Consider the following 24,731-nt stretch of genomic DNA (forward strand, 5'->3'; position numbering starts at 1 on the left):
AGTTGCCGAGGTCATTGAAGAACTCTTGTAAACATTAGGCGCGTGAGCGAGTCATGGATGACGAGGTAGCTTTAGTAGAGCCATGGATGGCGATTCTGAAGCGATAGCGATTTTCGAAAATGAGTGAGGATCAACAACTTCGTCTGGGGCGCTGAGGGTTCGCTAAGGGGGACAAGCGCTTTCCCCCTAGGCTCGGGTGCGGGCGAAGCGCCGCGACTTTTTATCAAACGAAGTTTGATTGACTCTAGTGTGGGATGGAATCCCACGACTTTAATCGTTAGACGCAGTCTAACTTAAAGGTCAGGCAAAGCCTGATAGAAAACAGTTTTTTACACGAAGTCTAAATAAACATCGCAATCATGCCACCAACCGTGGCAGCCGCCTTGACATATTGGCCTGCCGAATACGATGGGTCACCGTTCTCATCAATCTCTTCTGGATGATCTAGCCCTAGCGCACCAAAGACAAACGATTCAAGATCGCCCTCTTCTTCCGGCGCGGCATCGACCTTAGACGTAGAACCTTCGGCTTTAACAGCCAGCTGCTCATCGGCCAGCTTTTGCTGAGCACCAGCAGAGATAGCCACATTGGTACTCGCGCCCACATTGGGTAAAGACGCCGCTTGAGTCGTTGCAGACGTAGCCGCTTCATTAGCAACTTTGGTAGGAGTATTAGCGACCGAAGCCGTTATTGCGCTTCCTACAGCACTTCCTATAGCACCACTAACAGAAGTCATCAAACATTCCTCTAATTAATCCCTTTTACAACAGCGGGATACACTAGTGCAGATAGTAAGCAGGAAACCACTATCATCAAAGCAGATTTTGTCGAAAGTTTGATACAAAACATATCCTCGCTTACAACTTAGCCGCACACCAGAGGAGCTCGTCTTAAAAACTAAACTGAGTGCGATTGACCCATAGCGGTTCCTCTTGTGCCCCTTTAATATGGACAATATCGACATTGAGCTGGGTTAAACTTGCCAATACGCCGATAAACTCTTGGCCATAATGAGTGGTGATTAGGTTGGTTGTATAGAGAGTTAGCTCGCTGTCATCACTAAATTGCTCACCAAAAAGATTGAGACTGGATTGATGTTCCAGCAGATAATTTTTATCTATCCAGCGACCGCCCAAGTAGATTGCTGAGCTTGAGGCCTTAGCCACTATGGTCACATTCGAATAGAGTGGCTCATCGTATAGCGCCTGATTTATCTGCTCAAAGGGCTCAATATCCTCTTCCAGAATTAGCAGATGTAGCTCTCCTCTCACTCCTGAGAGTATGCGCTCAACTTGCTCGAGCCTGCGATCGACAATGATCAGGCTGATGCTTTGCTCAGCAAAGGCAAAAGCGCCATTTAGCTTGGTTGGAGCGCTCTCTTTTGCTGCCGCAATGACACTATTAATCAATAGCAGCACACACAGTAATAACAGCCAATAAAATGGGAACTCATGGGTTCTTCTATACTTAGGCTTTCTATTACTGCTTCCCCTCGTTAAAAACCACTGAGAAAAAGGGGTCCCCTTAAAGATCTTCATCGCCGTAAGGCTATCGTTAAAGGTGCTGTAACGGCTTACATGTTTGAGAACGTTCATGGTGAGCTCCTTAAAAAGAGAACAAGCTCACTGTTGCATATAACAAACCAAATTGGCTTTACCTATTAAGCTCAATAATTTAGCAAACACGTACCGCTCTTTACTATGTATTACTCAGCGATACTCTTATTGTGCAACGCATTATGCTTGCGCTTTTGCAGTATAACTAACAAAAAAACCTCTCATATCCGCCACATTTAATGTTGGAGATGAGAGGCTTTATTCGCTAAAAGCTGTGGTATTAACTGGCGCTAATTATCCGCCTAAGATCTCTTGGTAGATAACCTCAATTTGCTCGCTATAAGGCTTAACGTCATCTATCGGCAACACAGGCTTCTTCTGCTGCAGTACCAACCTATGGCTTTCATCGCGCAGGTGGCAATAGACCTGAGTTAATAGCTGTGCGGTCTCAAAAGGTAGCAGCTCTAACTCGGCAAGCTCGGCGAAGATCCTCACATTATCAGACCAAAACGACAGTGACTTGTGATCGCAAGCGTGAGCTAACACTAGGTACTGGGCGAGAAACTCGATATCGGCAATACCGCCGCAGCTCTGCTTAAGATCGAACATTCCCTCGTCGACTCTTAATAGATGATCGCGCATCTTAAGCCGCATCTCTCGCACATCTTTGGCCAGAGTCTCGTTATCCCGCCGCGTCTCAAGCACTTCCGCCCTTAGTTCATTGAATCGACTGGAAAGGGAAGCATCACCAAACATAAAGCGCGCCCTCACCAAGGCTTGATGCTCCCAGGTCCAGGCATCGTTGCGCTGGTACTCGCCAAAATGTTCGATTTCACTAACCAATAACCCTGATGCGCCAGAGGGTCTTAGACGCATGTCCACCTCATAGAGCTCACCTGAGTTAGTACGGGTCGAAAAGAGATGCAACACTCGTTGAGCCAGCTTTAAATAGAAGTGGCCGATATCGATCGCTCTGTCGCCGTTAGTCTGCCCAGCTTGGCTGCCATTATGAAGAAAGACCAGATCCAAGTCTGAGCCGTAGCCAAGCTCGATCCCCCCGGCCTTGCCATAACCGACGACGGCAAACCCCATCTCGTTGTCTTTAAGGTTTTCAGGCACGCCATGACGGGCACTCACCTGTGCCCATGCCTGATGTACCACCTGCTCGATAATCGCTTCGGCGAGGAAGGTCAAGTGGTCACTCACCTCCATCACAGGCAATACTCCAGTCACATCTGCGGCAGCAATCTTTAACTGCTGTGATAACTTAAACTGGCGCAGCGCTTCCATCTGCTGCTCCATATCATCCTCGGGTACTCTAAGCAGATATTGGCGCAGTTCACTGCCGTAATCATCGAGGGATGTGGTGTCATAGAGCTGCGCCGGGTCGATAAGCTCATCGAGCAACATAGGAAACTTGGCTAGCTGCTCTGCAATCCACGGGCTTGCAAGACAAAGGCTGACCAGCTGCTGCCTCGCACCGGGGTTTTCACACAAGAGTTCAAGATAGGTTGTTCGAGTTAAGATCTGATCTAACACCTTAGACACCTGCTCAAATGCTTTTGAGGGGGTTGCCACTGAGGTAAACTCACACAAGAGCTTAGGCATCAATTTATCTAAGGTCTCGCGCCCTCTAGGACCAATGGTGCGGCGCACCACTGTTTCATGCCAACTATTAAGCAGAGGCCAGAGCTTCTCGTCATCTATGCCCTGCTCCTCTAATATGGCTAAGGCGTGATCATCTTCATAGGCATTCCATAGCTGCTGGGTCCAGGTCTCATTATGATCATCAAGATTATTACCACCGACGGCATCGTTAAAGTGGCGGTGGATCTGCCTCATCGCGGTCTCGATTTGCTCGCGCAGATCCATCTCGGTATCGGCATTGAGGGCATAACATAATCGTTGCCAGTTAAGCTCATCGCTCGGCAGGGTTTGCGTCTGCTCATCGTTAATCGCCTGCAGTAAATTCTCGACTCGGCGCAGCAAGATATAGCTTTTTTCAAGCTCATCAACGGCCAAGTATTCCAGCTGCCCCATCTGGTAAAGGGTATTGATCGCGCCAAACAGACTCTGCTGACGCAATGCGGGCTCGCGACCACCACGAATAAGCTGAAAACTCTGCACCACGAACTCGACCTCACGAATACCACCGGCACCGAGCTTAATATTGTCGGTGAGCTTTCTGCGGCGTACCTCTTGGGTGATCAAGCCCTTCATTTTTCGCAGTGACTCAATGGCCGAAAAATCCAAATAGCGGCGGTAAACAAAGGGTCTGAGCAGATCATGTAGCTCGTCAGAATCCGATGTCCAAGGCCCGAGCGCACGCGCTTTGACCATGGCATAGCGTTCCCAGTCACGTCCCTGCTCTTGGTAATAATCTTCTAAGCCACTGAAGCTCACCACTAATGGTCCACTTTCACCGTAGGGGCGCAGGCGCATATCGACGCGATACACAAAGCCATCTACCGTGACCTGATTCAATAGGTTAACTAGGCGCTGCCCCATACGGATAAAGAACTGTTGGTTCTCTATGGCGCGGCGTCCGCCGATGGTTTCGCCATGCTCGGGGAAGGTAAAGATCAGATCGATATCGGAGGAGAAATTCAGCTCTCGCCCCCCTAATTTGCCCATGCCCAAGATCAATAGCTTCTGTGGCTTGCCTTGCCTATCACTTGGGGTGCCCTGTGAGGTGCACATCTCTTTATACAACCAGTCGCGAGCGGCAATCACTAACGCTTCTGCCAAGGCGGATAGATCTAATAATGACTCTTTGATCTCGCTATAATCAAAAAAATCACGCCAAGCGATGCGTACCATCTGACGATTACGGTACTGACGTAAAATACGTTTTACCTGCTCCTCATCGGTAACTGGCGTTAACAGTTCACTCAGCTCACCATCAAAGCCTTGGCGCTCAATATTATGCAGCTCATGCTCGAATAATGCGGGGATCCAGTCAGGGTTACGACATAGTTGCGTGCCGATAAAGTCACTCAACGCAAAGACAGTTTTTAGCTCTTGTTGCTGTGCTTGCGTCAATGATGACACTAATTGCGCCGAGCTATCATTCAGTCTTTGCCAATACAGTTCTGCAGTCGCAGCCATTTGAGTGGAGACAAGCTTATTACCCAGTGAAGCCGTGTGCATAATAATCCCTAACAATTTTGTATATCGACATATTATGTCGTTGATGATATAGATAGAGCGTGAATAATTGTGAGCAACTTTTTCAAATAATGTTGGCCAGTTGAGGCTATTTTCTCTAACTGCGCTATGAAAGCAGGAACGGTAGTATTTTTGTGCTCTAATAGGCAATACTATACTCAAGCAGTGGCAATTGCAGTAACGCCAAATAATTTCTCTTGCGAATTCAATGTTTCAGCAAGTAGAAACAGACTTAATAAGCTAAGATATCTTCGGTCTTATAGGCCTACTTGTCTTCGCATTAAGTGATATGGACTTGGCCACTTTAAGTAAAATAACCCAATTTGGAGAAACTATGGCAGGAATGCTAACCCGCGTTCTCACCGTCTTAATGGTTTTCGCCCTCGCAGGATGCGGCGATGACAGACCTGCTCAAGTGGCTAAGTATCAGCAGCTAACACAGCAGCGCTTGGATACCCTTAGCACTATGCTAAGTGACGGTCAGATCCGCAATGCGAATTTGCTAAAGCAATACGTGCAAGTATTGGAGAAGCAAAAGCCCGATTTAAGCCCCTTACTAAACGAGCTTGCCACCGATGCAACTAATCGTGGGCCGATGTTTACCTCGCTCACGCGGCGCTTAACCGAATCACAGAATCCTGCGAACTTTGTCGATATCGACCAGCAGTTAGCCGAGGTAGAAAACCTTTACCAAGCGGCGGACCCGAGTCTGTATAACGATATGCTGTCCGATCCCCTTAACGTGGTCGCCGATATGTCTGGTGGCGCACTCGCACGGGTTAACTCTATTAGCCGTGAAGCTGCTGCGCTTGCCAATGGCGCAGAAGACTTTGGTGCCGGCAGTCAATTAGTGGGCAACCCAGCTTACGGTAGCTGGCAGACTGGCTCAAACGGTATGTCATTCTGGGCTTGGTACGGCATGTATTCCATGTTCTCTAACCTGACCCGCGGCCCAATCGGTTACGATCGCTGGTCTAGCCGCCGTAACTACAGTTACTACAACGATGTTGGCCGCTACCGCTATACCTCGCCAAAACAGGCTAGAGCACAGACTCAAACCTATGAGCGCACTAAGAAACAGTTTAATTCTCAAGGTCGTAAGTTTGATAGCCCCTATGCTAAGTCGCGTACCGGCTCAACTAGTCTTTCGAGACAAAGTAGCAGCACGCCAAAAGCCAGTTCAACAGGACGCACCGCGAGCAGTAAGAGCAAGTTCCGCTCTAACTACTCTAAGGACAGCAGCTTCCGTAATTCCAGCAGTCGTACCACTCGCGGTGTTCGCCGAGGCAAATAATTAAGGAACCCTTATGACATTTTTACAAAACCACGGCCTCACCCCAGAGCTGATGATCATCCTAATTATCGATATCACCATCGCCGTGCTGTTGCTGGCTTTGATGCGCTACCTACAGGGATGGACGGTAAAGGTTAATAGTCGCCATGAGCTAGCCGAAAACGACAACTTTGCCTTCGGTATTAGTACCGCCGGAGCCGTGATGGCGCTGGGTATCGTGCTAACCGGTGCAATTACCGGTGAAGCCGCCGAGTCCTACTTAGTCGAGGCGATAGGCATGACAGCCTATGGCCTATTCGGTCTTGTGCTGATAAAACTTGGCCGTTTCCTACACGATAAAATAGCCCTCAATGATATCGATAAGAACGCGTTAATCCTTAAGGGCAACCTCTCGGTCGCCATCGTCGATGCCACCGCAGCGATTGCCACAGCGATTATCATCCGCTCGGTACTCCTGTGGGCAGAAGATCTTACGGTTTATACCTTTATCGCTATCTTTAGTGCCTTTGCCATTTCTCAGCTGATGCTTGTGCTACTCACCCGTGCGCGCGAGAACCGTTATGCTAAGCGTAACCAAGGTGCATCGATGCAAGATGCCTTTGCTCAAGGGCATGTGGCACTGGCGATTCGCCATAGTGGCTATATGCTTGCCATGGCCTTTAGCTTTAACGCTGCGAGTCACTTTATTATCTTCGACCCGCACGCCTATGTAGCGAACTTGATCGGCTGGCTGATCTTCTCAATAGTGATGCTGCTCTCTCTGTCACTGCTTATCAAACTCGTTAAAAAACTGGTGTTGGCCAAGATCAATCTATGTGAAGAGGTTGAGAAGCAACACAATATCGGTCTTGCAGCCGTGGAGATGGCGATCAGCGTCTCAATTGCGATTATCCTCGCGGCCTTGATGGCCTAAGGTTAAGTAAAAGGGAGCGCTCGGTGCGCTCCCTTTTCGATCGCCTTGCTTAGTGAAAGTCGATTAACAGGATTTTTAATAGCGACTATCACGACTAAGAATTATCTATAATCAATAAGCTACAGACACCCAATGCAAACCAACTCAAGCAGCACTACCACTTCAACCCATAATAAAACCATAGAATCAGGCAAACTCGGCTGGTTCGACGATGCCTTACTGCTCGGTATCATGGCCGTGCTCGCAGGCTGCGGCCTGATCTATGAATACCTGCTGTCCCATTATGCAGGGCGTATTCTCGGGGCGCTCGAAGCCGCCATCTACACCATGATCGGCCTGATGATCGTCTCCATGGGCCTCGGCGCCTTTGCCGCCCGTAAAATTCACTGCGCCTTCACTGGCTTTGCAGTATTGGAGCTCTGCGTCGCCCTTTGTGGCTCGTTGGCGATCTTAATCACTGCCGCCGTGATTGGCTTTGGTCAGCAGTTACCCCTTGTTATCGCCAATACCCTTGGCCTACCCGCCGATCAGCTGCCCGATGGCGGCTTTATAGGTACCTTGCAAAAACTCAGCGAATATCTGCCTTATGTGTGGGGGGTATTGCTCGGCCTGATGATAGGTATGGAGATCCCGCTTATTGCCCGCGTGCGCCAAGCACTGTCTGAAGCGCACCTAATGCACAACGCAGGAACCATCTATGGCGCTGACTATGTTGGTGCCGGTATTGGTGCGGCCATCTGGGTCGGCTTTATGCTGGCAATCGATATTCAGCTGGCAGCGGCGCTCACGGCAAGCTTTAACCTACTCGCTGGTTTTCTGTTTATCTGGCGCTTCTGGCATCAAATACGTCATGTAAAACTGCTATTAATAGGTCACTTTATCGCGACTGGGATCTTAGTGTTATTGGCTCTGCATGGTCCTTCATGGGAGCAGAGTTTCAATAACCTGCTCTATAAAGACAAGGTCGTTTATGCCAAAGCGACCCGCTTTCAGCAGCTAACCTTTACCGAGCGTTTAAGAGGCAACGGCCTAGGGCCTGTGCACTCGCTCTATATCAATGGTCGACTGCAGTTCTCTAGTAGTGATGAGCATATCTATCACTCCTTCTTGGTACACCCAACCATGGCGGCCAGCGCTCGTCACGACAAGGTGTTAATCATTGGCGGCGGTGACGGCTTAGGCCTGACTCAAGTGCTGCAATGGCAACCCGAGCAAGTAACCCTGATGGATCTGGATAGTGAGCTGGTAGAGCTGTTTAAGCAACCATCGAGCGATATGCCTGAGAATTTGAGTAAGGCACTATTGGCGCTCAATCAAGATGCACTAAACGATCCCAGAGTCAGAATAATGTATGACGATGCCTTTAACGGTGTCGATAAGTTGCTGGCGAAAGAAGAAAAGTTCGATGCGATTATTGTCGATCTGCCCGACCCAAGCCATCCAGATCTTAATAAGCTCTATTCCGATGCATTCTATTTAAAGCTAAAGGAACTAATGAGTAATGACGCTGCCTTAACCATACAGTCGACGTCACCTTACCATGCCCCTAACGCCTTTATTTCGGTGGGTAAGACCTTGGAGCTTGCAGGCTTTAATGTCGATCAATACCACCATAATGTTCCTAGTTTTGGTGAATGGGGCTGGAGTATTGCCACCTTAGGTGGAAAAAGTGCCCGAGCTAGGCTACAAAGTGTGCAGCAATTGCCCGTGGATGATCCTTGGCTAACCCCAGGACTGATCCATGCAGCTTTTGAGTTTCCGGGGAATTTTTATCAGCACAAGCCAGAGATTAAGCCCAATGTTTTAGGTTCAAGCCAGCTGTATCAATATCATCAGCAGGCTTGGTTAGAAAATCAGTAGAGTTTATTTTTGAATCGTAAAGATAGCGCTTGACATATTATGTCGCGGTGTTATCTTTAATCACAGACATAATATGTCAATAAGGACAAATATGAATATCCACACAATTGCCAACCACCTAAATGAACTTGGCGACAACAGCCATACTGGCTTTCAATTTGATTGTTATCCAATTAATGGTGACGTGGAAGTCTTACAAGTTAACGTAGTTGGTCGTGAAGAGATCCCGGTATTCGTATCGGTCACGGACAACCAGATCCTTTGCATCAGCTATTTATGGGGCGAGGATGAAGTAAATCAAGAACGTCGTGCAGAGATGTTTGAGACCATGTTAGAGCTCAACATTCCAATGCCACTGTCATCGTTTGCCAAGATTGACGATAAGTACGTGGTTTATGGTGCACTATCGGTGCACTCAAGCATGCAAGAGATTGAGCAGGAGCTATCTGTTCTTTCTGATAATTGTCTCGAAGTAATCGACGAACTCGTCGATTACCTGAATTAAAGGAGCCACATCATGGGCATTCTAAACAAAATTCTTACGGCCTTCCGTGGCGGTGCTACTGAAGTTGGCCAAGGCATCGTAGATGCAAACTCTACTCGTATCTTCGAACAAGAAATTCGTGATGCAGAGAAGCACCTTACTAAGGCTAAGCGTGACTTAACTGAAGTGATGGCTAAAGAGATGCAAGCGAGCCGCGAAGTCGATCGCCTAAAGCGCTCTATTGCCGAGCACGAAGGTTATGTGACTCAAGCCCTTGAAAAAGGTAACGAGCCACTAGCACTTGAAGTAGCAGAGAAAATTGCACAGCTTGATCAAGAACTTGCTGATCAACAATCTGCTAATGACAGCTTTAGCGCCCATGCGACTCGTCTAAAAGAGCTTGTGCGTAAGACTGAGCGTCAAGTTGCCGATTATCAGCGCCAGCTAACTATGGTTAAGACCACTGAAAGCGTGCAAAAAGCCACTGCGACGATTACTGATTCGTTTGCGGGCAGCAACTCAAAGCTTCTTAACGCTAAGGATTCACTAGAGCGTATCAAGGCACGTCAGCAATCATTCGATGATCGCTTAAAAGCCTCTGAAACCCTAGCGGAAGAGAACAGCGATAAAGCATTGCATGACAAGCTAGCCGAAGCAGGTATTGGCGAACAGAAGTCTAACGCTAATGCTGTTCTCGATCGCATTAAAGCACGTAAAGGTTAAAGGAGACTGGCGTGGGATTTCTAAGCCGCCTATTTGGCAAAAAAGAGGAACCTAAACGTCAACTCGACCACCCATCAAAACTCAACAAGGGAGATATGATCTCCCTTGATGATAGTTTTGCACTGCCACCACAACTTCGTGGTCAGCAACTGCGAGTTGAAGCGGTGAATACCTATGAGTATCAGCGTAAACAGCAAACAGAGTGGGTGTTAAAAGGTCACAGTGGCGATGCGATTTTTCTTAATCTTGATGAAGATGACGAAACCTATCTCGCCCTTTCGATTAAATTAAGTCGAGGTCAGGTTGAGCAGTTCTTCGATCTCGATCAGTTTAGCGAGATCTTCGAAGATGCTGGTAAGGCTGAGCTTGATACGCAACTGCTATCATCTGACTTGAGTGATTATGAGCAGTGGTTGTCACCTCATTATCATCAAGTGACTTCAGGCAGTTTTGGCTATTTCCACCGCCAAGACTACCGTGGCCTTAGACCTCCTCAAGACGCCGACGGTGCAACGGGAGAGCCGTTTGAGTCCTATCAGCTACTTGACGATAACGAAGACAAGGCTGTCGATGTCGAGGTCTATGAAAGCGGTGAAACCGATGTGATGCTCACCCTCTACCGACCTTTATCCGATATCAGAGAGTATTGGCCAGGCACTTAAATGAATGGTTCTAGATACAGATCTAGAGCCATTTTTTGTTTCAGCTCCAATGAGTGGTAGCATGGAAACAATTTTTCACCTTGTTAATACGCCCGCACCTTGTTAATACGGATTGGTAAAATTAGGTACCTCACCCATGACCAAACAAAAAAATCCTCTTCCTCCGCAGTGGCAACAGAACCAAAAAGCGGCCAAAGCGACTCAAATTGCCTTCGATCTGGATGAAAAGTTCCAATATGCTATTCGTAAGGCTGCGCTCGATGCAGGGGTGAGTCCATCGGATCAGATCAGGGAAATTCTCGGCTTAAGCGTGACTAAACGCCCTAAGCGTCCCCGCCTCACCGTATCATTAAGCCCGAGTGATTATGAAATTTTAGCTCAGAAATATAATCTATCCGCAGAGCAACAACTTGAAATTAAAAAATATGTATTAGATGATTTAATACAATTTAGTGCTGATAAATAGGCACAAAACACGGTGCCAGATGGCTATTTGCTGGCACCTATGAAGATGGACCTAAACTATGGCTAATAAAAAACGCTGGATACTTCAGCCAGAAACGCCTCCCACTCCCGGTCAACTCGCTATGATGCTGCTATCGCTACTGTCGGTGATTGTGGTTCTGGTGCTGACATTCGGTCGCGTCGATGGCGAAACAAAGCGCCTATTGTTTATGATAGATTTCAGTATCTGTCTTATCTTCATGTCTAACTTCTTTTACGAACTCTTTAAAGCAAGCGGAAAAACCGATTATCTAAAAAGCCATTGGATCGACTTCGTTGCGAGTATCCCCGCCATCGAAGCCCTGCGTATGGCGCGTCTGTTTCAGATCTTGCGAGTGATCCGCCTCATTCGTATGACCCGCTCATTGATTGTCCCTATGCTCAAACAGCGCAAACAAGCGACAATAGCCAGCCTGTTAGTCGCACTTATCACCATCTTAACCTTCTCGTCTGTTTTAGTATTGATTGTGGAAAGTGGTGTCGAAGGCGCTAATATCGACACTGCCGAGAGTGCAATTTGGTGGGCCTTGGTAACCATCTCCACCGTAGGTTATGGTGATTATTATCCTGTCACCACCGCAGGGCATATCATAGGTGGCGTCGTCATTGTTTGTGGTGTGAGTTTCTTTGGTGTGATTTCAGGTTATATGGCATCGGTTTTTGTCTCACCCGATGAAGCTGAAAAGCTCGATAGTCACACCGAAGAGATCCGCTCCGAGCTCAATATCAGTTTGCGACGGATGGAAGATAATCAGCAAAAACTGCTCGCCGAAATTGACGAGCTTAAACAAGCTATACAAGACAACAAGTCTGATTAACCCTATCTAGTCGACTAATAAAAAGCCCACATTTTTTTGCCAGTGCAAAAAAATGTGGGCTTTTCTGTTTAAACTCTAGCGATTAACGCCAGTATGGCTCGCTTCGCATTGCACTTAGGCGCGAGAACTCCATCGCCTGCACTAAACTCTGCTCTTTATTTTCTAACCAGTCGCTAATATCGAGATAAGCGGCCTCACTAATTAACTTTAGTTGCCGGTAAGCCGCTAGCGTACGGATCCCCAGAGCTAAGTCCTGCCAAGGCGCTCTAAACTGATCCCGCGATTTTTCACTGTAGAGGCCACCATAGGCGACACCAACAAAGATACTGTCGTCTAAGGCTTTAGCTACTGAAAGATAGTCAGCGCTACTGAGTTGATTATCGAGTGGCATCACATCTAAAATTTTCTGCCAAGAGTTTTCCTGCATCTTATCGGCAAAGCTTCTCAGATCCAGCCCTTTATCTATAAGCACTTCACCATCATTTAACTGCATCAGCAGACTGACTAAGTGCACCTGTAATCGTCCATAACAAATATCGCTAATTAACTGCTCCACTTGCCCTATTATGTTCAGCTGCTCAATCTTCGCCATCGCCACATCCACCAATGCCTGATGCATAGGTAACTTAGCGACTAAGGCGGCATTATTTTCAATGATGCTATTAAGACTGAGCCCCTCTTCAATAAAGTTCAGTCGCTGCTCGATACAGTCAAAATCGCTTTGGAATGAATCTTCAAGCAATCCAAATTGCTTAAGTGTGCTTTTAAGCAAACGGATACAGGCACGTAAACGGTAGCTCAACATCGGCAAGGCCATCACAGACTGGTTTGGCGCTAGAATCAGCGCCTCAATGGTCTGCCAACGATCTAGGCCAACGGCTAACAGGTTTACCGCAACTTGCTTAAGGCTTTGCTGTGGGTCAATCTCAATAAACCTCAGTGCTTCAATGGTTTCAAGACTGGATTGACCGGCCAATTGATAGCCGCGCTGAGCTTTACTGGCCTTACCTAAACGTACCGGAATTTCTCGACTGACTAAGCTGGCTAAGGTCAATAGTGCACCAGTATCACCTGCAAGCAGCTCAAATTCTAACTCGCAGATAGGGTCAAAACTGTCATCGACTCGAATTTCGCCGACATCTAAAGCGACCTCAACTAAGCTGTCATCGACAAAAATATGCCAACTCTGACGCTCAAAATCTGTATTAAACAGGCAGTAGAGTTCTGACTGTACTTGATCGATATTCGACTCTGCTGGCCAAATTTCATTCGGGAATAAATTTAATTTCGGAAAATCTTGATCTATATCAACATTAAATTCAGGCCGGGAATGGATACCGCCTACAACTTGACCAGCAGTCTTAATTGTCTGCTCTAAATGGTCATTAACGCCTCGGATCCGCAGCCCCATATCCCATTTTCGTAGCGTGAGCCCTGGAGTATCAAAGTAACTATTTGTTAGTTTTTCAACGCCCTTGCTATCGCAGTTTGGTAGGCTATCTAGCAGGTTTATAAGACTTTTCTTCTGATTCTCATTAAAAAAAAGTTTCAGCTCTATTTCAGCTTCCATCGATCAACCATTCACCTTGTCATCAAAAATTAATCAAACTGTCACTAAAGATACATAGTGTAATATTTCTGTAATAATATCGCCGTAGGATCCACTTTGCAGTTAGGATATAACTAGCTAGAATAAAAAACTGTCTATTTAAATATAAAAACACAGTTTTCTTACGCGGCCGCTTGGGTTAACATGCGCCCGCTTTTTCCAATAGTGGAATAACCAAAATAGGTACACGGCAATGCCAGTAAACTCTATTTTAGGCGTGTTTGCAAAATCGCCAATTAAGCCTCTTCAAGAGCATATCGACAAAGTATACGACTGTGCGTCATTACTTGTCCCATTTTTCGAAGCGACTGTCTCAGGTGACTGGGACAAAGCAGTTCTATTGCGCAAGCAAATTAGCTCTGCAGAGCAAGAAGCGGACTCACTAAAACGTGAAATTCGTCTCACTCTGCCTGGCGGTCTGTTTATGCCTGTAGAACGCACCGACTTACTGGAGCTATTAACCCAGCAAGATAAAATTGCTAACAAAGCAAAAGACATTTCAGGTCGTATCATCGGCCGTCAGCTAGTAATTCCACCTGCAATTCAAGAACCATTTATTGCTTACTTACAGCGCTGCATCGATGCAGTTTCGCTGTCAAAAGAAGCGATTAACGAACTCGACGACCTTCTAGAAACAGGTTTCAGAGGCCGTGAAGTGGATCTTGTGGCAAAAATGATTGGTGAACTCGACTCTATCGAAGAGGATACCGATGATTTGCAGATTAAGATCCGTAGACAGCTTTACGCTATCGAATCTGAATTAAACCCTGTAGATGTAATGTTCCTCTACAAGATAATTGAGTGGGTTGGTGACTTGGCAGATCTTGCCGAACGAGTCGGTTCCCGCCTAGAGCTAATGTTAGCTCGCGTCTAATCGGAAAGGTTATCAAGGTAATAACATGGTTGATGTACTAGTCACCAACGGCCCGTGGCTTATTGGCATTGCGGCTGTATTTGGATTTTTAATGGCATGGGGTATTGGCGCGAACGACGTAGCCAATGCAATGGGAACCTCTGTAGGTTCTAATGCTATTACAATTAAACAAGCGATCATTATCGCTATGATCTTCGAGTTTGCTGGTGCGTATCTAGCTGGTGGTGAAGTAACCAGCACGATCCGTAAGGGCATTATCGACTCGGCTTACTTCGTCAACTCACCTGAACTACTCGTTTACGGTATGATTTCAGCCTTGCTTGCTGCTGGTATCTGGTTAATCGTTGCGTCTGCATTAGGCTGGCCTGTATCGACCACTCACTCAATTGTTGGCGCCATCGTTGGTTTCGCCGCAGTGGGTGTGGGTAGTGATGCGGTAGCTTGGGGCAAAGTAGGTGGTATCGTTGGCTCTTGGATCGTCACTCCTGCAATATCAGGCTTTATCGCCTTTATGATATTCCAGAGCGTACAAAAGCTCATTTTCAATACCGACAACCCTTTAGAGAACGCTAAGCGTTACGTTCCTTTCTATATGGCTCTAGCTGGCTTCGTTATGTCGCTAGTCACCATCAAGAAAGGACTTAAGCACGTTGGCCTACACTTCACTAACGTTGAAGCGTATGCCCTAGCTGTTGTTCTAGCTATCCTTGTTGGTATTGGCGGTATGATCGCCATCAAACGCCTTAAGATGGACAGCAAAGCTGACCGTCAAACACAGTTCGGTAACGTTGAGAAAGTATTCGCAATTTTAATGGTCGTGACTGCATGTTGTATGGCATTCGCTCACGGTTCAAACGACGTTGCTAACGCGATTGGCCCACTAGCAGCTGTTGTATCAGTTGTTGAAAGCGGCGGTCAGATCAACAATACTGCGCCATTAGTTTGGTGGATTCTACCTCTAGGTGCTGTGGGTATCGTTTTAGGTCTTGCTATCTTTGGTCAACGCGTAATGGAAACCATCGGTAAGAACATTACTCACCTTACACCAAGTCGTGGTTTCGCAGCTGAGCTTGCTGCCGCATCAACCGTTGTTATCGCATCGGGTACAGGTCTACCAATCTCTACTACGCAAACACTAGTGGGCGCGGTACTAGGTGTGGGTATGGCTCGTGGTATTGCAGCAATTAACATCGGTGTTGTACGTAACATCGTGGTTTCTTGGGTTGTAACTCTTCCTGCGGGTGCGGGTCTATCGATCATGTTCTTCTTCATGATTAAAGGCATTTTCAACTAAGGTTGAGCAACATCTGCTTTACAAGAATCACGTAATATTAAGGGAAGTTTGATAATTTTTGTATCAAACTTCCCTTTTGCGTTTTATCCCTCTTTTGCCACTTGCATTAACCCCTCTAAATCCCTAGCATGTGGGCTAAATTTCGTAGATGAGAATAGATTAGTGTTAAGACTTCTAATTATTGCGGGAATGATGCTACTTTCCCCCTCTTTGCTTGCCGCAAACCAAACGCGCTACATCTCAGATGATGTTTACATCTACCTTCATGGTGGAGCTGGGACGCAATTCCGGATCTTGGGCAGTATCGAAGCTGGTCAAGAGGTGACTTCACTTAATGAAACTCAAGGCGACTACAGCAAGATAATCGACCATAAGGGTCGTGAAGGCTGGATCCAGAGTAAGATGCTAAGTGCGAAGCCAAGCCTTCGTGTAAAGCTGCCAGCGATTCAAGCTGAACTTGAGCAGACCAAGACCAAACTAGAAGCAGCCCTTAATAGCAGCGACAGCAACGCTCAAGAGCTTAGCCAAGTTAAATCTCAACTTGCTGCGGCTCAAAAAGCCTTAGACAGTGCGAGTAACGAACGCGATAGCGCTAAGGCAAAACTTGCCAGCATGCAGAAGAACGAACGTTTCGAGATGTGGAAGCAAGGTGGTTTTATCGCTGCCGGTGGTTTGCTACTCGGTATCATCTTAGTTTACCTGCCTAAACCACAGCGTAAGCCTAAGAACCGCTGGTAAGAACCGCTGTTAAAAAATCCAGCAGAAACAAGAAAGCCTGTGTTAGTCATACACAGGCTTTTTTATTGGTTCAGGTTTACGACTCGGTATCATCTTAGTGTACCTGTCTCTTAAAACAGCCTGACCACAGCACCACAACGTAAGCCTCAGAATCGCTCATAAACGCCTCAGTTAACAAGCGGATGTAATTCGGCTGCAAGGCCTACTAAACCAATTAAGTCCTACACAAGCTTGTATAGAAGCTCTCGCGTACTAACTTTAGAGACTAACTCAGTTTATATCGCTATTTTCATCCTTTGGTTCTCTTAATACCAATCAGTATCACTCCCTGCCCCCCCCCCGTTGAGGCTTTTGTTACTTAAGATTGCCACGAACCGCAGTACAAAAAGTTTGTACTCTCGTAGCAAAATCACTAAATGCAATCTTCCCCCCCTTAATATCACATTGGTTTATCAGGTAATTATTTTACTGATTGCTATAAAGTCATAATCCCCATAAAAACCGTCGGTAATAATTCAGTGAAACCGCATATAAAGCCATTCCGATTAAAACGCTGTGTTATTTTTAATCTTCCCCAATCGCCTATAATACAAGGGCTAGCGCTCATTCTAAAAAAACAAAATCAAACACAGATCACAATAAATATGGCAATATTGTCACGCGTCACATTTTATGGTTATAATCGGCCGCGCGGAGGCCTTAGATTGTATACAAAAGAATAACAACAGAGGTTTTGTCGCGACACCTTATCCAAGCAATCAGCCCCAGTGGCCAAGATGGAAGCGATTACTATGTTCAAAGCGAGTGAAGTTCTAGCAGGTCACTATGACTCAGCTACCCTCGATGAGCTGTTTAAAGCCATCACCAATAACTACATTGTCGATGAAGATGAATATCTGTCGGAACTGATCAAACTTGTGCCCTCTAGTGATGACGAGATCCAGCGCGTCACTAAACGAGCTCATGATTTGGTAGCGAAAGTTCGCCAATATGACAAGAAAGGCCTAATGGTGGGTATTGATGCATTCCTGCAGCAATACAGCCTAGAGACACAGGAAGGCATTATTTTGATGTGTCTTGCCGAGGCGTTATTGCGTATTCCTGATGCGGCGACAGCTGATGCGTTAATCGAAGATAAGCTATCAGGCGCCAAATGGGATGAACATTTAAGTAAGAGTGATTCTCTATTAGTCAACGCATCAACCTGGGGCTTAATGCTTACGGGGAAAATCGTCAAACTAGACCAAGCTGTTGACGGTAAGCCAAGCAGCCTGCTTAATCGCTTAGTCAACAAAGTGGGCGAGCCCGTTATTCGCCAAGCTATGCTTGCAGCAATGAAGATTATGGGTAAACAGTTTGTTCTTGGCACCAGCATAAAGGATGGCCTTAAAAACAGTGAGGCCAATCGCAAACTTGGCTATAGCCACAGTTATGACATGCTTGGCGAAGCTGCTCTCACTAAAGCTGACGCCGACAAGTATTTCTCTGAATACTCTTCCGCTATCGCGGCACTTGGCGCACAAGATTACGATGAAACTCAGGCTCCTCGCCCAACTATCTCTATCAAGCTGTCAGCACTTCACCCAAGATACGAAGTGGCCAATGAAGACAGAGTCCTCAGCGAATTATATGACACGCTGATCAAACTTATTGTGCAGGGACGTAGCCTCAATGTCGGGATCTCCATCGATGCCGAGGAGATGGACAGACTCGAACTCCACCTAAAGCTGTTTAAAAAGCTATACAACTCAGATGCTGCTAAGGGCTGGGGACTCCTGGGTATCGTTGTTCAAACCTATGCAAAACGCGGCCTCCCAGTTCTTTGCTGGCTCACCCGCCTTGCAAAAGAACAAGGTGATGAGATCCCAGTTCGTCTCGTTAAAGGTGCTTATTGGGATAGTGAGCTAAAATGGGCTCAGCAAAATGGTGAAGCTGGCTATTCACTCTTTACCCGTAAAGCGGGTACTGATGTCTCTTATCTCGCTTCTGCGCGCTACATACTGTCAGATGCGACTCGTGGTGCCATCTATCCACAATTCGCCACCCATAATGCCCAATCGGTTGCGGCCATCATGGATATGGCAGGCGATCGTCTCTACGAGTTCCAACGTCTGCATGGCATGGGCCAAGAGCTGTACGATACACTGCTCGCCGAAAGTCCTACGACCCAGATCCGCATCTACGCGCCTATCGGTGAACATAAAGAGCTCCTGCCCTACCTAGTACGCCGACTGTTGGAAAATGGGGCTAACACCTCATTTGTTCATAAGCTTGTCGACCCTAAAGTAGCAATCGAATCCCTTGTGGTTCACCCTCTGACGACCTTGAAAAAATACAAGACGCTTTCAAATAACAAGATCGTTCAGCCAGCCGATATCTTTGGCTCGTCACGTAAAAACTCCAAGGGACTCAATATGAACATCATCTCTGAATCAGAGCCGTTCTTCGCTGCACTAGACAAGTTTAAAGACACCACTTGGAATGCCGGCCCACTCATTAACGGTGAGACCCTCGCTGGCGAAACCAAAGAGGTTGTGAGTCCATTCGACACCACCCAAGTGGTAGGTAAAATCGCTTTTGCTAACAACCAAGCGGTTGAGCAAGCCCTTGCAAGCGCTAAGGCCGCCTTCCCTGCTTGGTGTTTAACGCCGGTAGAGGTGCGTGCCAATGCACTACAAAAACTGGCTGACTTGCTTGAAGAAAACCGGGAAGAACTCATTGCGCTCTGTACCCGTGAAGCGGGTAAAAGTATTCAAGATGGTATCGATGAAGTCCGAGAGGCCGTAGATTTCTGCCGCTACTACGCGGTGCAAGCTAAGAAGATGATGGCCAAGCCTGAGCTGCTTCCTGGCCCAACGGGAGAGCTCAATGAGCTATTCTTGCAAGGTCGCGGCATATTTGTCTGCATCAGCCCATGGAACTTCCCATTAGCTATCTTCATAGGACAAGTGGCTGCGGCGCTCGCAGCAGGTAACACTGTTGTGGCAAAACCTGCCGAGCAAACATCGCTCGTTGGTTACCGTGCGACTCAGCTCGCTCACGAAGCGGGAATCCCTAAGGAAGTGCTGCAACTTCTTCCTGGTACGGGCGCTACCGTTGGTGCCGCGATTACTGCCGATGAGCGCATCGGTGGCGTTTGCTTTACTGGCTCTACGGGAACCGCAAAACTGATTAACCGTACTTTGGCGATGCGTGAAGGGGCGATCATCCCACTTATTGCCGAGACGGGTGGCCAAAATGCCATGGTGGTCGACTCAACTTCTCAACCTGAGCAAGTGGTCCACGATATCATTGATTCGTCATTCACCAGCGCAGGTCAACGATGCTCCGCACTTCGCGTCCTCTTCCTACAAGAAGATATTGCCGACCGGGTACTCGATGTGATGAAGGGAGCAATGGAAGAGCTAAGCATAGGTCACCCGGGCTTAGTAAAAACCGATGTTGGCCCTGTTATTGATGCCACCGCTAAAGCAAACCTTAACGCCCATATCGACCATATCAAGCAGGTCGGTACCTTGTTAAATCAACTAGAGTTACCTGCGGGCACTGAGAATGGTCACTTTGTGGCACCGACTGCGGTAGAGATAGACTCTATCAAGGTGCTAGATAAAGAGCACTTCGGTCCGATATTGCATGTGATCCGTTACAAGGCGTCTGAGCTTGATAAAGTCATTGATGAGATCAACTCGACAGGCTTTGGTTTGACCTTAGGTATCCACAGCAGAAACGAAGGACACGCCCTCAGCCTTGCAAGCAGAGTGAATGTGGGTAACGTCTATATTAACCGTAACCAAATTGGCGCGGTTGTAGGTGTACAACCCTTCGGTGGACAGGGCCTATCTGGCACAGGTCCAAAAGCTGGCGGTCCACACTACCTGACTCGCTTTGTCACCGAAAAGACCCGCACCAATAACATTACCGCGATTGGTGGTAATGCAACCCTGCTGTCGCTAGGTGATAGTGACGAGTAGTAACCTCTCCTAAGGAGAAAAATTTAAAAAGCCGATTGCATTGCAATCGGCTTTTATTTTGCCAATGGTAGAGCTGTTATTACTATCACCCAAAACCTACTGCCGTGCAGGATTGTTTTCATGTAAATTATCCACCTCTTTAACACGCTAGACAGCTGTACACACAGTAACCTTTTCTTCATTGTATATTATTTGAGACAACTCTCCCATTTATCATGATACTGATATACATGCTAAAAACATTTGCTCTATAATTCAGTCGTTTTTTAAACATGGTATTTCTCTAAGCTTCCATAAATTTACGAGCCTAACTGGTTATTCAGCCTAAATTTTATCAGTGATAAATAAAATGACTCTTACGATAAAGCACAAAATTCAACTTGCCGTTTTAGTGACTATCCTTGCCATCAGTAGCACCTTGGCAACGCTTTCAACCCGCCAACTCAGCCAAGATACCGAGATGGCAATTTCAGCTCGTTTCCAGCTGCAAGCTGAAGCAGTAAGTAATAATATCTTCAGCTGGCTAGAAGATAAGAAGCGCATCGTTAAGGCTAACGAATCCCGAATAAAACAGGGCTTAGACAGTGATAGAGAGTTATGGCTATCGATCAATAGCGGCGGTTTCATCGACGTATATGCTGGATTTGATACTGGCGATATCATCTCTGGTGATAAGAGCCAGCCTTGGCCAGACGATTATGAACCTCGCTCTCGTCCTTGGTACACTCAGGCTTATAGCAGCTCGGAGATGATCATCACCCCTCCCTATATCGACATTACTGGCGCAGCTGTGGTGACACTAGCTCAGCGTTTTAGTGGCGCGATGAACGGTGTTATTGCTGCCGACTTGAGTATTGGTTACATAACCGAGCAGATTAATAACCTGCAGAGCGAGAACGCAGGCTTCGCCTTCCTATTGGATGAAAACAATAAGGTTCTCGCCTTTAGAGATAGTAGTTATGCTCAAAAAGATGCCAGCCGTCTCGCACAAACATTGACGCCATCAAGCATTGAAAATATTCGCAACAACGGCGAAATCAACACTATCGAGTGGCAAGATGGTAAAGAGAAGCTTATCCGTTTGACCCCTCTAAAGGGCACTAACTGGACACTGGGTTTAGTTGAGGACAAAAACCTTGCTTATCAAATGATTGAGCAGCAAGTGATCAATCAACTTTTGGTGATTGCAGTGCTGGCATTCATCATCTTAGTTATTGCATCTTTCATCGTAAACCAGATGTTTAAGCCGCTACAGCAATTAACCAGTGCGATTGAAACTTTATCTAAAGGCGATGGCGACCTGACTCAACGTTTTGCCGCCAGCAAACAAGATGAAATAGGCCTGCTCGAAGCCCATATGAACCGCTTTCTTGAGAGCCTACAGATGATGGTTAAAGCGATCTCTAGCGATACCGAGCAGCTAATAAGACAGATCCATGAATCTTCAGATATCGCATCTAAGGCCAGCGCAGGCGTAAATGGCCAACATCAAGATGTGGATCAAATAGCCACCGCAATTCACGAGATGTCAGCGACGGCAAGCGAAGTGGCTAACCATGCAGAGATGACCGCTAATGCGGCGCAAGTATCGACCCAAGCCTGTATGGAAGGTAATGAAGTTATCATTAAGAGCAGTGATTCTATTGAGCAACTGTCAGAGCAACTAGGTGATGCCTCTAAGGTCGTTTCCGCGCTCGAAGAGAACGCCACTGAGATCAACCAGATCCTGTCAACAATTCAAGCTATTGCCGAACAAACTAACCTGCTGGCGCTTAACGCTGCAATTGAAGCGGCGCGCGCCGGTGAGCAGGGTCGCGGCTTTGCCGTGGTCGCAGATGAAGTAAGAGTACTGAGTCATCGCACCCAAGACTCTACTGAAGAGATCCGCTCCATGATCGCCACTCTGCAGCAAAACAGCCAGCATGCGGTATCTTCGATGGCATCGAGTACCGACATTGCTAAATCGAGTGTGAGCTTTGCTAATCAAGCAAAAGATAGTTTAGCGCGTATCACCGACTCGATTACAGAGATCTCCGACATGGCAACCCAAATTGCCAGTGCCGCAGAGGAACAACGCGCGGTTACAGAGGATATTAGCCGCAATACACAGGCGATTAGCGATACTTCAAATGAACTATCGAATCAAACTCAAGAGGTCAATGACAACGCGCAGATGATGCTGCAAACCTCAAGTGAATTAAGTGCTCGCGTATCACGCTTCAAAATTTAACCTATCACTGTCGCTAAAGCCCTGCAAAATATAGGGCTTTAGCGACCTACGCCTGTTCGACCCAATTTTACAAATGATAATAACAAATGAACCTAACAATTAAGCACAAGATCCAACTTGCCGTTTTAGTCGTCATAGTGACTATAACAGCCACCCTCGCTCTTATCGCTACCAAGCAGTTAAACCAACAGACAGAAAGTGCCATCGCCAACCGCTTTACACTTCAAGCCGAAGCGGTCAGCAACAATATCTTTAGTTGGCTCGCAGACAAGAAGCGTATTATCACAGCCAATGAGGCTCCACTTCAAAATGGTTTAGATAATGCTAAAGAGCTCGAACTCAGTATTCAAGCTGGCGGCTTTATTAACCTGTATATGGGGCTAGAAAGCGGTCTGGTGATCTCAGGCGATAAAACTGTTGAGATCCCTGCTGGTTTTGACGGCCGAACTCGCCCTTGGTACCAAGATGCCTACAACAGCCATGAGATCATCACCACCAAACCCTATGTGGATATCTCCGGCGACACCGTTGTGACCTTAGCCAAGCGCTTTAATGGCCAAGCTTCAGGTGTATTAGCGGCAGACTTAAGCATCGGCTATATCACTCAACAGATCGATAACCTCAATATTGCTAACGCAGGTTTTGCTTTCCTGTTGGATGAAAACAATAAAATTCTCGCCTTTAGAGATAGAAGTTACGCTCAGCAAGATGCTCGCCGACTCGCAAATGAGCTAACGTCTTCAAACATACAATCGCTGCGTGAGAGTAATGCAATAGCAACTATCGAGTGGCAAGATGGCCAAGACAAACTAGTCAGCTTAACCCCGCTTAAGGGGACTAAGTGGACCCTAGGCTTAGTTGAAGACAAGAGTCTCGCCTATGAAGCGATACAAGAACAAATTCTACAATCACTGTTTGCGGTCGCAATATTAGCCTTAATTATTTTACTGATTGCCTCGGTTTCGGTGAGCTACCTGTTTAAACCACTGCAACAACTCAGCCTCGCCATCGAAAAGCTGTCTCAAGGTAACGGTGACTTAACCCAACGTTTTGCAGCAGAGAAACAGGACGAGATTGGTCAACTTGAACGTCATATGAACTGCTTCTTAGCCAGTTTGCAGCAGATGGTTCAAGCGATCTCAAATGATACCGAGCAGCTGATAAAACAGATCCATGACTCTTCAGATATCGCGGCCAAAGCCAGTGATGGCGTCAATGGCCAGCACCAAGATGTAGATCAGATAGCCACCGCGATCCATGAGATGTCGGCTACCGCTAGCGAAGTCGCTAACCATGCCGAGATGACCGCCAATGCGGCGCAGATATCGACCCAAGCCTGCCTCGAAGGTAATGAGGTTATCGTTAAGAGCTCTGACTCTATCGAGCTCTTGTCTGAACAACTTATTGATGCATCTAAAGTGGTTTCAGCACTCGAACAGAACGCCATAGAGATCAATAAGATCTTATCAACAATCCAGGCAATTGCCGAGCAGACCAATCTACTGGCGCTTAACGCGGCGATCGAGGCGGCGCGAGCAGGAGAGCAAGGCCGTGGCTTTGCCGTAGTAGCCGATGAAGTTCGCGTACTGAGTCACCGCACCCAAGATTCAACTGAAGAGATCCGCTCCATGATCACCACCTTGCAGCAAAACAGCCAGCAAGCGGTATCCTCGATGACATCGAGCACAGAGATCGCCCATAGCAGTGTCGAATTTGCTAACCAAGCCAAACTGAGCCTTGAGAGCATTACCAACTCTATTACCGAGATCTCTGATATGGCGACCCAGATCGCCAGTGCGGCCGAGGAGCAGCGTGCAGTTTCAGAGGATATCAGCCGCAATACACAGGCGATCAGCGATACCTCTCACCTACTGTCGTCGCAAACCCAAGAGGTAAGTGACAATGCCCAAGAGATGCTGCAGACCTCAAGTGGTTTGAGTGAGCGAGTTTCTCGCTTTAAAATCTAATACCAGCAGTACAAACCAAATCACCCATAAAAAAGCCCTGATAATTCAGGGCTTTTTCTTTACACT

18 protein-coding genes are annotated in these 24,731 nt (G+C 47.0%); 14 read left to right on the forward strand and 4 right to left on the reverse strand.

Going from position 1 to position 24,731, the window contains the following annotated elements; translation table 11 throughout:
- Positions 1 to 340 precede the first annotated feature (340 nt).
- The 3 genes from JMA39_RS06105 to glnE form a co-directional block, all read right to left on the reverse strand.
- Positions 341 to 736, reverse strand: coding sequence for a hypothetical protein (locus JMA39_RS06105; RefSeq protein ID WP_202720949.1), 396 nt, complete (start codon positions 734 to 736; stop codon positions 341 to 343).
- A 154-nt stretch (positions 737 to 890) separates the two neighbouring features.
- Positions 891 to 1,595, reverse strand: a complete 705-nt coding sequence (locus JMA39_RS06110; RefSeq protein WP_202720950.1) for a DUF4347 domain-containing protein — start codon at positions 1,593 to 1,595, stop codon at positions 891 to 893.
- Between the two features lie 255 nt (positions 1,596 to 1,850).
- The gene (glnE, locus tag JMA39_RS06115; RefSeq protein ID WP_202720951.1) at positions 1,851 to 4,706 is read right to left on the reverse strand and encodes a bifunctional [glutamate--ammonia ligase]-adenylyl-L-tyrosine phosphorylase/[glutamate--ammonia-ligase] adenylyltransferase; all 2,856 of its coding nucleotides are present in this window, start codon (positions 4,704 to 4,706) and stop codon (positions 1,851 to 1,853) included.
- A 352-nt stretch (positions 4,707 to 5,058) separates the two neighbouring features.
- Here glnE and JMA39_RS06120 point away from each other — a divergent pair, with 352 nt between their 5' ends.
- The 8 genes from JMA39_RS06120 (at position 5,059) to JMA39_RS06155 (ending at position 11,982) form a co-directional block, all read left to right on the forward strand.
- On the forward strand, positions 5,059 to 6,018 hold the full coding sequence (locus JMA39_RS06120) for a hypothetical protein (RefSeq protein ID WP_202720952.1): 960 nt from the start codon (positions 5,059 to 5,061) through the stop codon (positions 6,016 to 6,018).
- A gap of 13 nt (positions 6,019 to 6,031) precedes the next feature.
- Positions 6,032 to 6,931 carry a DUF350 domain-containing protein gene (locus JMA39_RS06125; RefSeq protein ID WP_202720953.1) on the forward strand — a complete coding sequence of 300 codons (900 nt, stop codon included), beginning with the start codon at positions 6,032 to 6,034 and terminating at the stop codon, positions 6,929 to 6,931.
- A gap of 132 nt (positions 6,932 to 7,063) precedes the next feature.
- The gene (locus tag JMA39_RS06130) at positions 7,064 to 8,791 is read left to right on the forward strand and encodes a polyamine aminopropyltransferase (RefSeq protein WP_202720954.1); all 1,728 of its coding nucleotides are present in this window, start codon (positions 7,064 to 7,066) and stop codon (positions 8,789 to 8,791) included.
- Between the two features lie 91 nt (positions 8,792 to 8,882).
- Positions 8,883 to 9,296, forward strand: a complete 414-nt coding sequence (locus JMA39_RS06135; protein WP_202720955.1) for a YjfI family protein — start codon at positions 8,883 to 8,885, stop codon at positions 9,294 to 9,296.
- 12 nt (positions 9,297 to 9,308) lie between these two features.
- Positions 9,309 to 9,998: a PspA/IM30 family protein gene (locus JMA39_RS06140; protein WP_202720956.1), complete on the forward strand. Its 690-nt coding sequence runs from the start codon at positions 9,309 to 9,311 to the stop codon at positions 9,996 to 9,998.
- Positions 9,999 to 10,009: 11 nt separating this feature from the next.
- Positions 10,010 to 10,660 (forward strand): hypothetical protein, encoded by a 651-nt coding sequence (locus JMA39_RS06145; protein WP_202720957.1) that lies wholly within the window; start codon positions 10,010 to 10,012, stop codon positions 10,658 to 10,660.
- A gap of 136 nt (positions 10,661 to 10,796) precedes the next feature.
- The gene (locus JMA39_RS06150; protein ID WP_202720958.1) at positions 10,797 to 11,126 is read left to right on the forward strand and encodes a hypothetical protein; all 330 of its coding nucleotides are present in this window, start codon (positions 10,797 to 10,799) and stop codon (positions 11,124 to 11,126) included.
- Positions 11,127 to 11,184: 58 nt separating this feature from the next.
- Positions 11,185 to 11,982: a potassium channel family protein gene (locus tag JMA39_RS06155; protein ID WP_202720959.1), complete on the forward strand. Its 798-nt coding sequence runs from the start codon at positions 11,185 to 11,187 to the stop codon at positions 11,980 to 11,982.
- A gap of 82 nt (positions 11,983 to 12,064) precedes the next feature.
- On the opposite strand, the gene JMA39_RS06160 is transcribed toward JMA39_RS06155, so the two are convergent.
- Positions 12,065 to 13,552 carry a CYTH domain-containing protein gene (locus JMA39_RS06160; protein WP_202720960.1) on the reverse strand — a complete coding sequence of 496 codons (1,488 nt, stop codon included), beginning with the start codon at positions 13,550 to 13,552 and terminating at the stop codon, positions 12,065 to 12,067.
- A gap of 232 nt (positions 13,553 to 13,784) precedes the next feature.
- Between JMA39_RS06160 and JMA39_RS06165 the strand changes: the two genes are divergently transcribed.
- The 6 genes from JMA39_RS06165 (at position 13,785) to JMA39_RS06190 (ending at position 24,665) form a co-directional block, all read left to right on the forward strand.
- Entirely contained in the window at positions 13,785 to 14,465 is a 681-nt protein-coding gene (locus tag JMA39_RS06165) for a TIGR00153 family protein (RefSeq protein WP_202720961.1), read from the forward strand.
- Positions 14,466 to 14,490: 25 nt separating this feature from the next.
- Entirely contained in the window at positions 14,491 to 15,759 is a 1,269-nt protein-coding gene (locus JMA39_RS06170; RefSeq protein ID WP_202720962.1) for an inorganic phosphate transporter, read from the forward strand.
- Between the two features lie 192 nt (positions 15,760 to 15,951).
- Positions 15,952 to 16,497, forward strand: a complete 546-nt coding sequence (locus JMA39_RS06175) for a TIGR04211 family SH3 domain-containing protein (RefSeq protein ID WP_202721292.1) — start codon at positions 15,952 to 15,954, stop codon at positions 16,495 to 16,497.
- A 776-nt stretch (positions 16,498 to 17,273) separates the two neighbouring features.
- Positions 17,274 to 20,468, forward strand: coding sequence for a bifunctional proline dehydrogenase/L-glutamate gamma-semialdehyde dehydrogenase PutA (putA, locus tag JMA39_RS06180; protein WP_202720963.1), 3,195 nt, complete (start codon positions 17,274 to 17,276; stop codon positions 20,466 to 20,468).
- A 349-nt stretch (positions 20,469 to 20,817) separates the two neighbouring features.
- Complete coding sequence (locus tag JMA39_RS06185; protein WP_202720964.1) at positions 20,818 to 22,698, forward strand: methyl-accepting chemotaxis protein; 1,881 nt, start codon at positions 20,818 to 20,820, stop codon at positions 22,696 to 22,698.
- A gap of 86 nt (positions 22,699 to 22,784) precedes the next feature.
- The gene (locus tag JMA39_RS06190) at positions 22,785 to 24,665 is read left to right on the forward strand and encodes a methyl-accepting chemotaxis protein (RefSeq protein WP_202720965.1); all 1,881 of its coding nucleotides are present in this window, start codon (positions 22,785 to 22,787) and stop codon (positions 24,663 to 24,665) included.
- Positions 24,666 to 24,731 lie beyond the last annotated feature (66 nt).

Origin of the sequence: Shewanella schlegeliana, from assembly GCF_016765635.1 — a bacterium.
Classification (GTDB): domain Bacteria; phylum Pseudomonadota; class Gammaproteobacteria; order Enterobacterales; family Shewanellaceae; genus Shewanella; species Shewanella schlegeliana.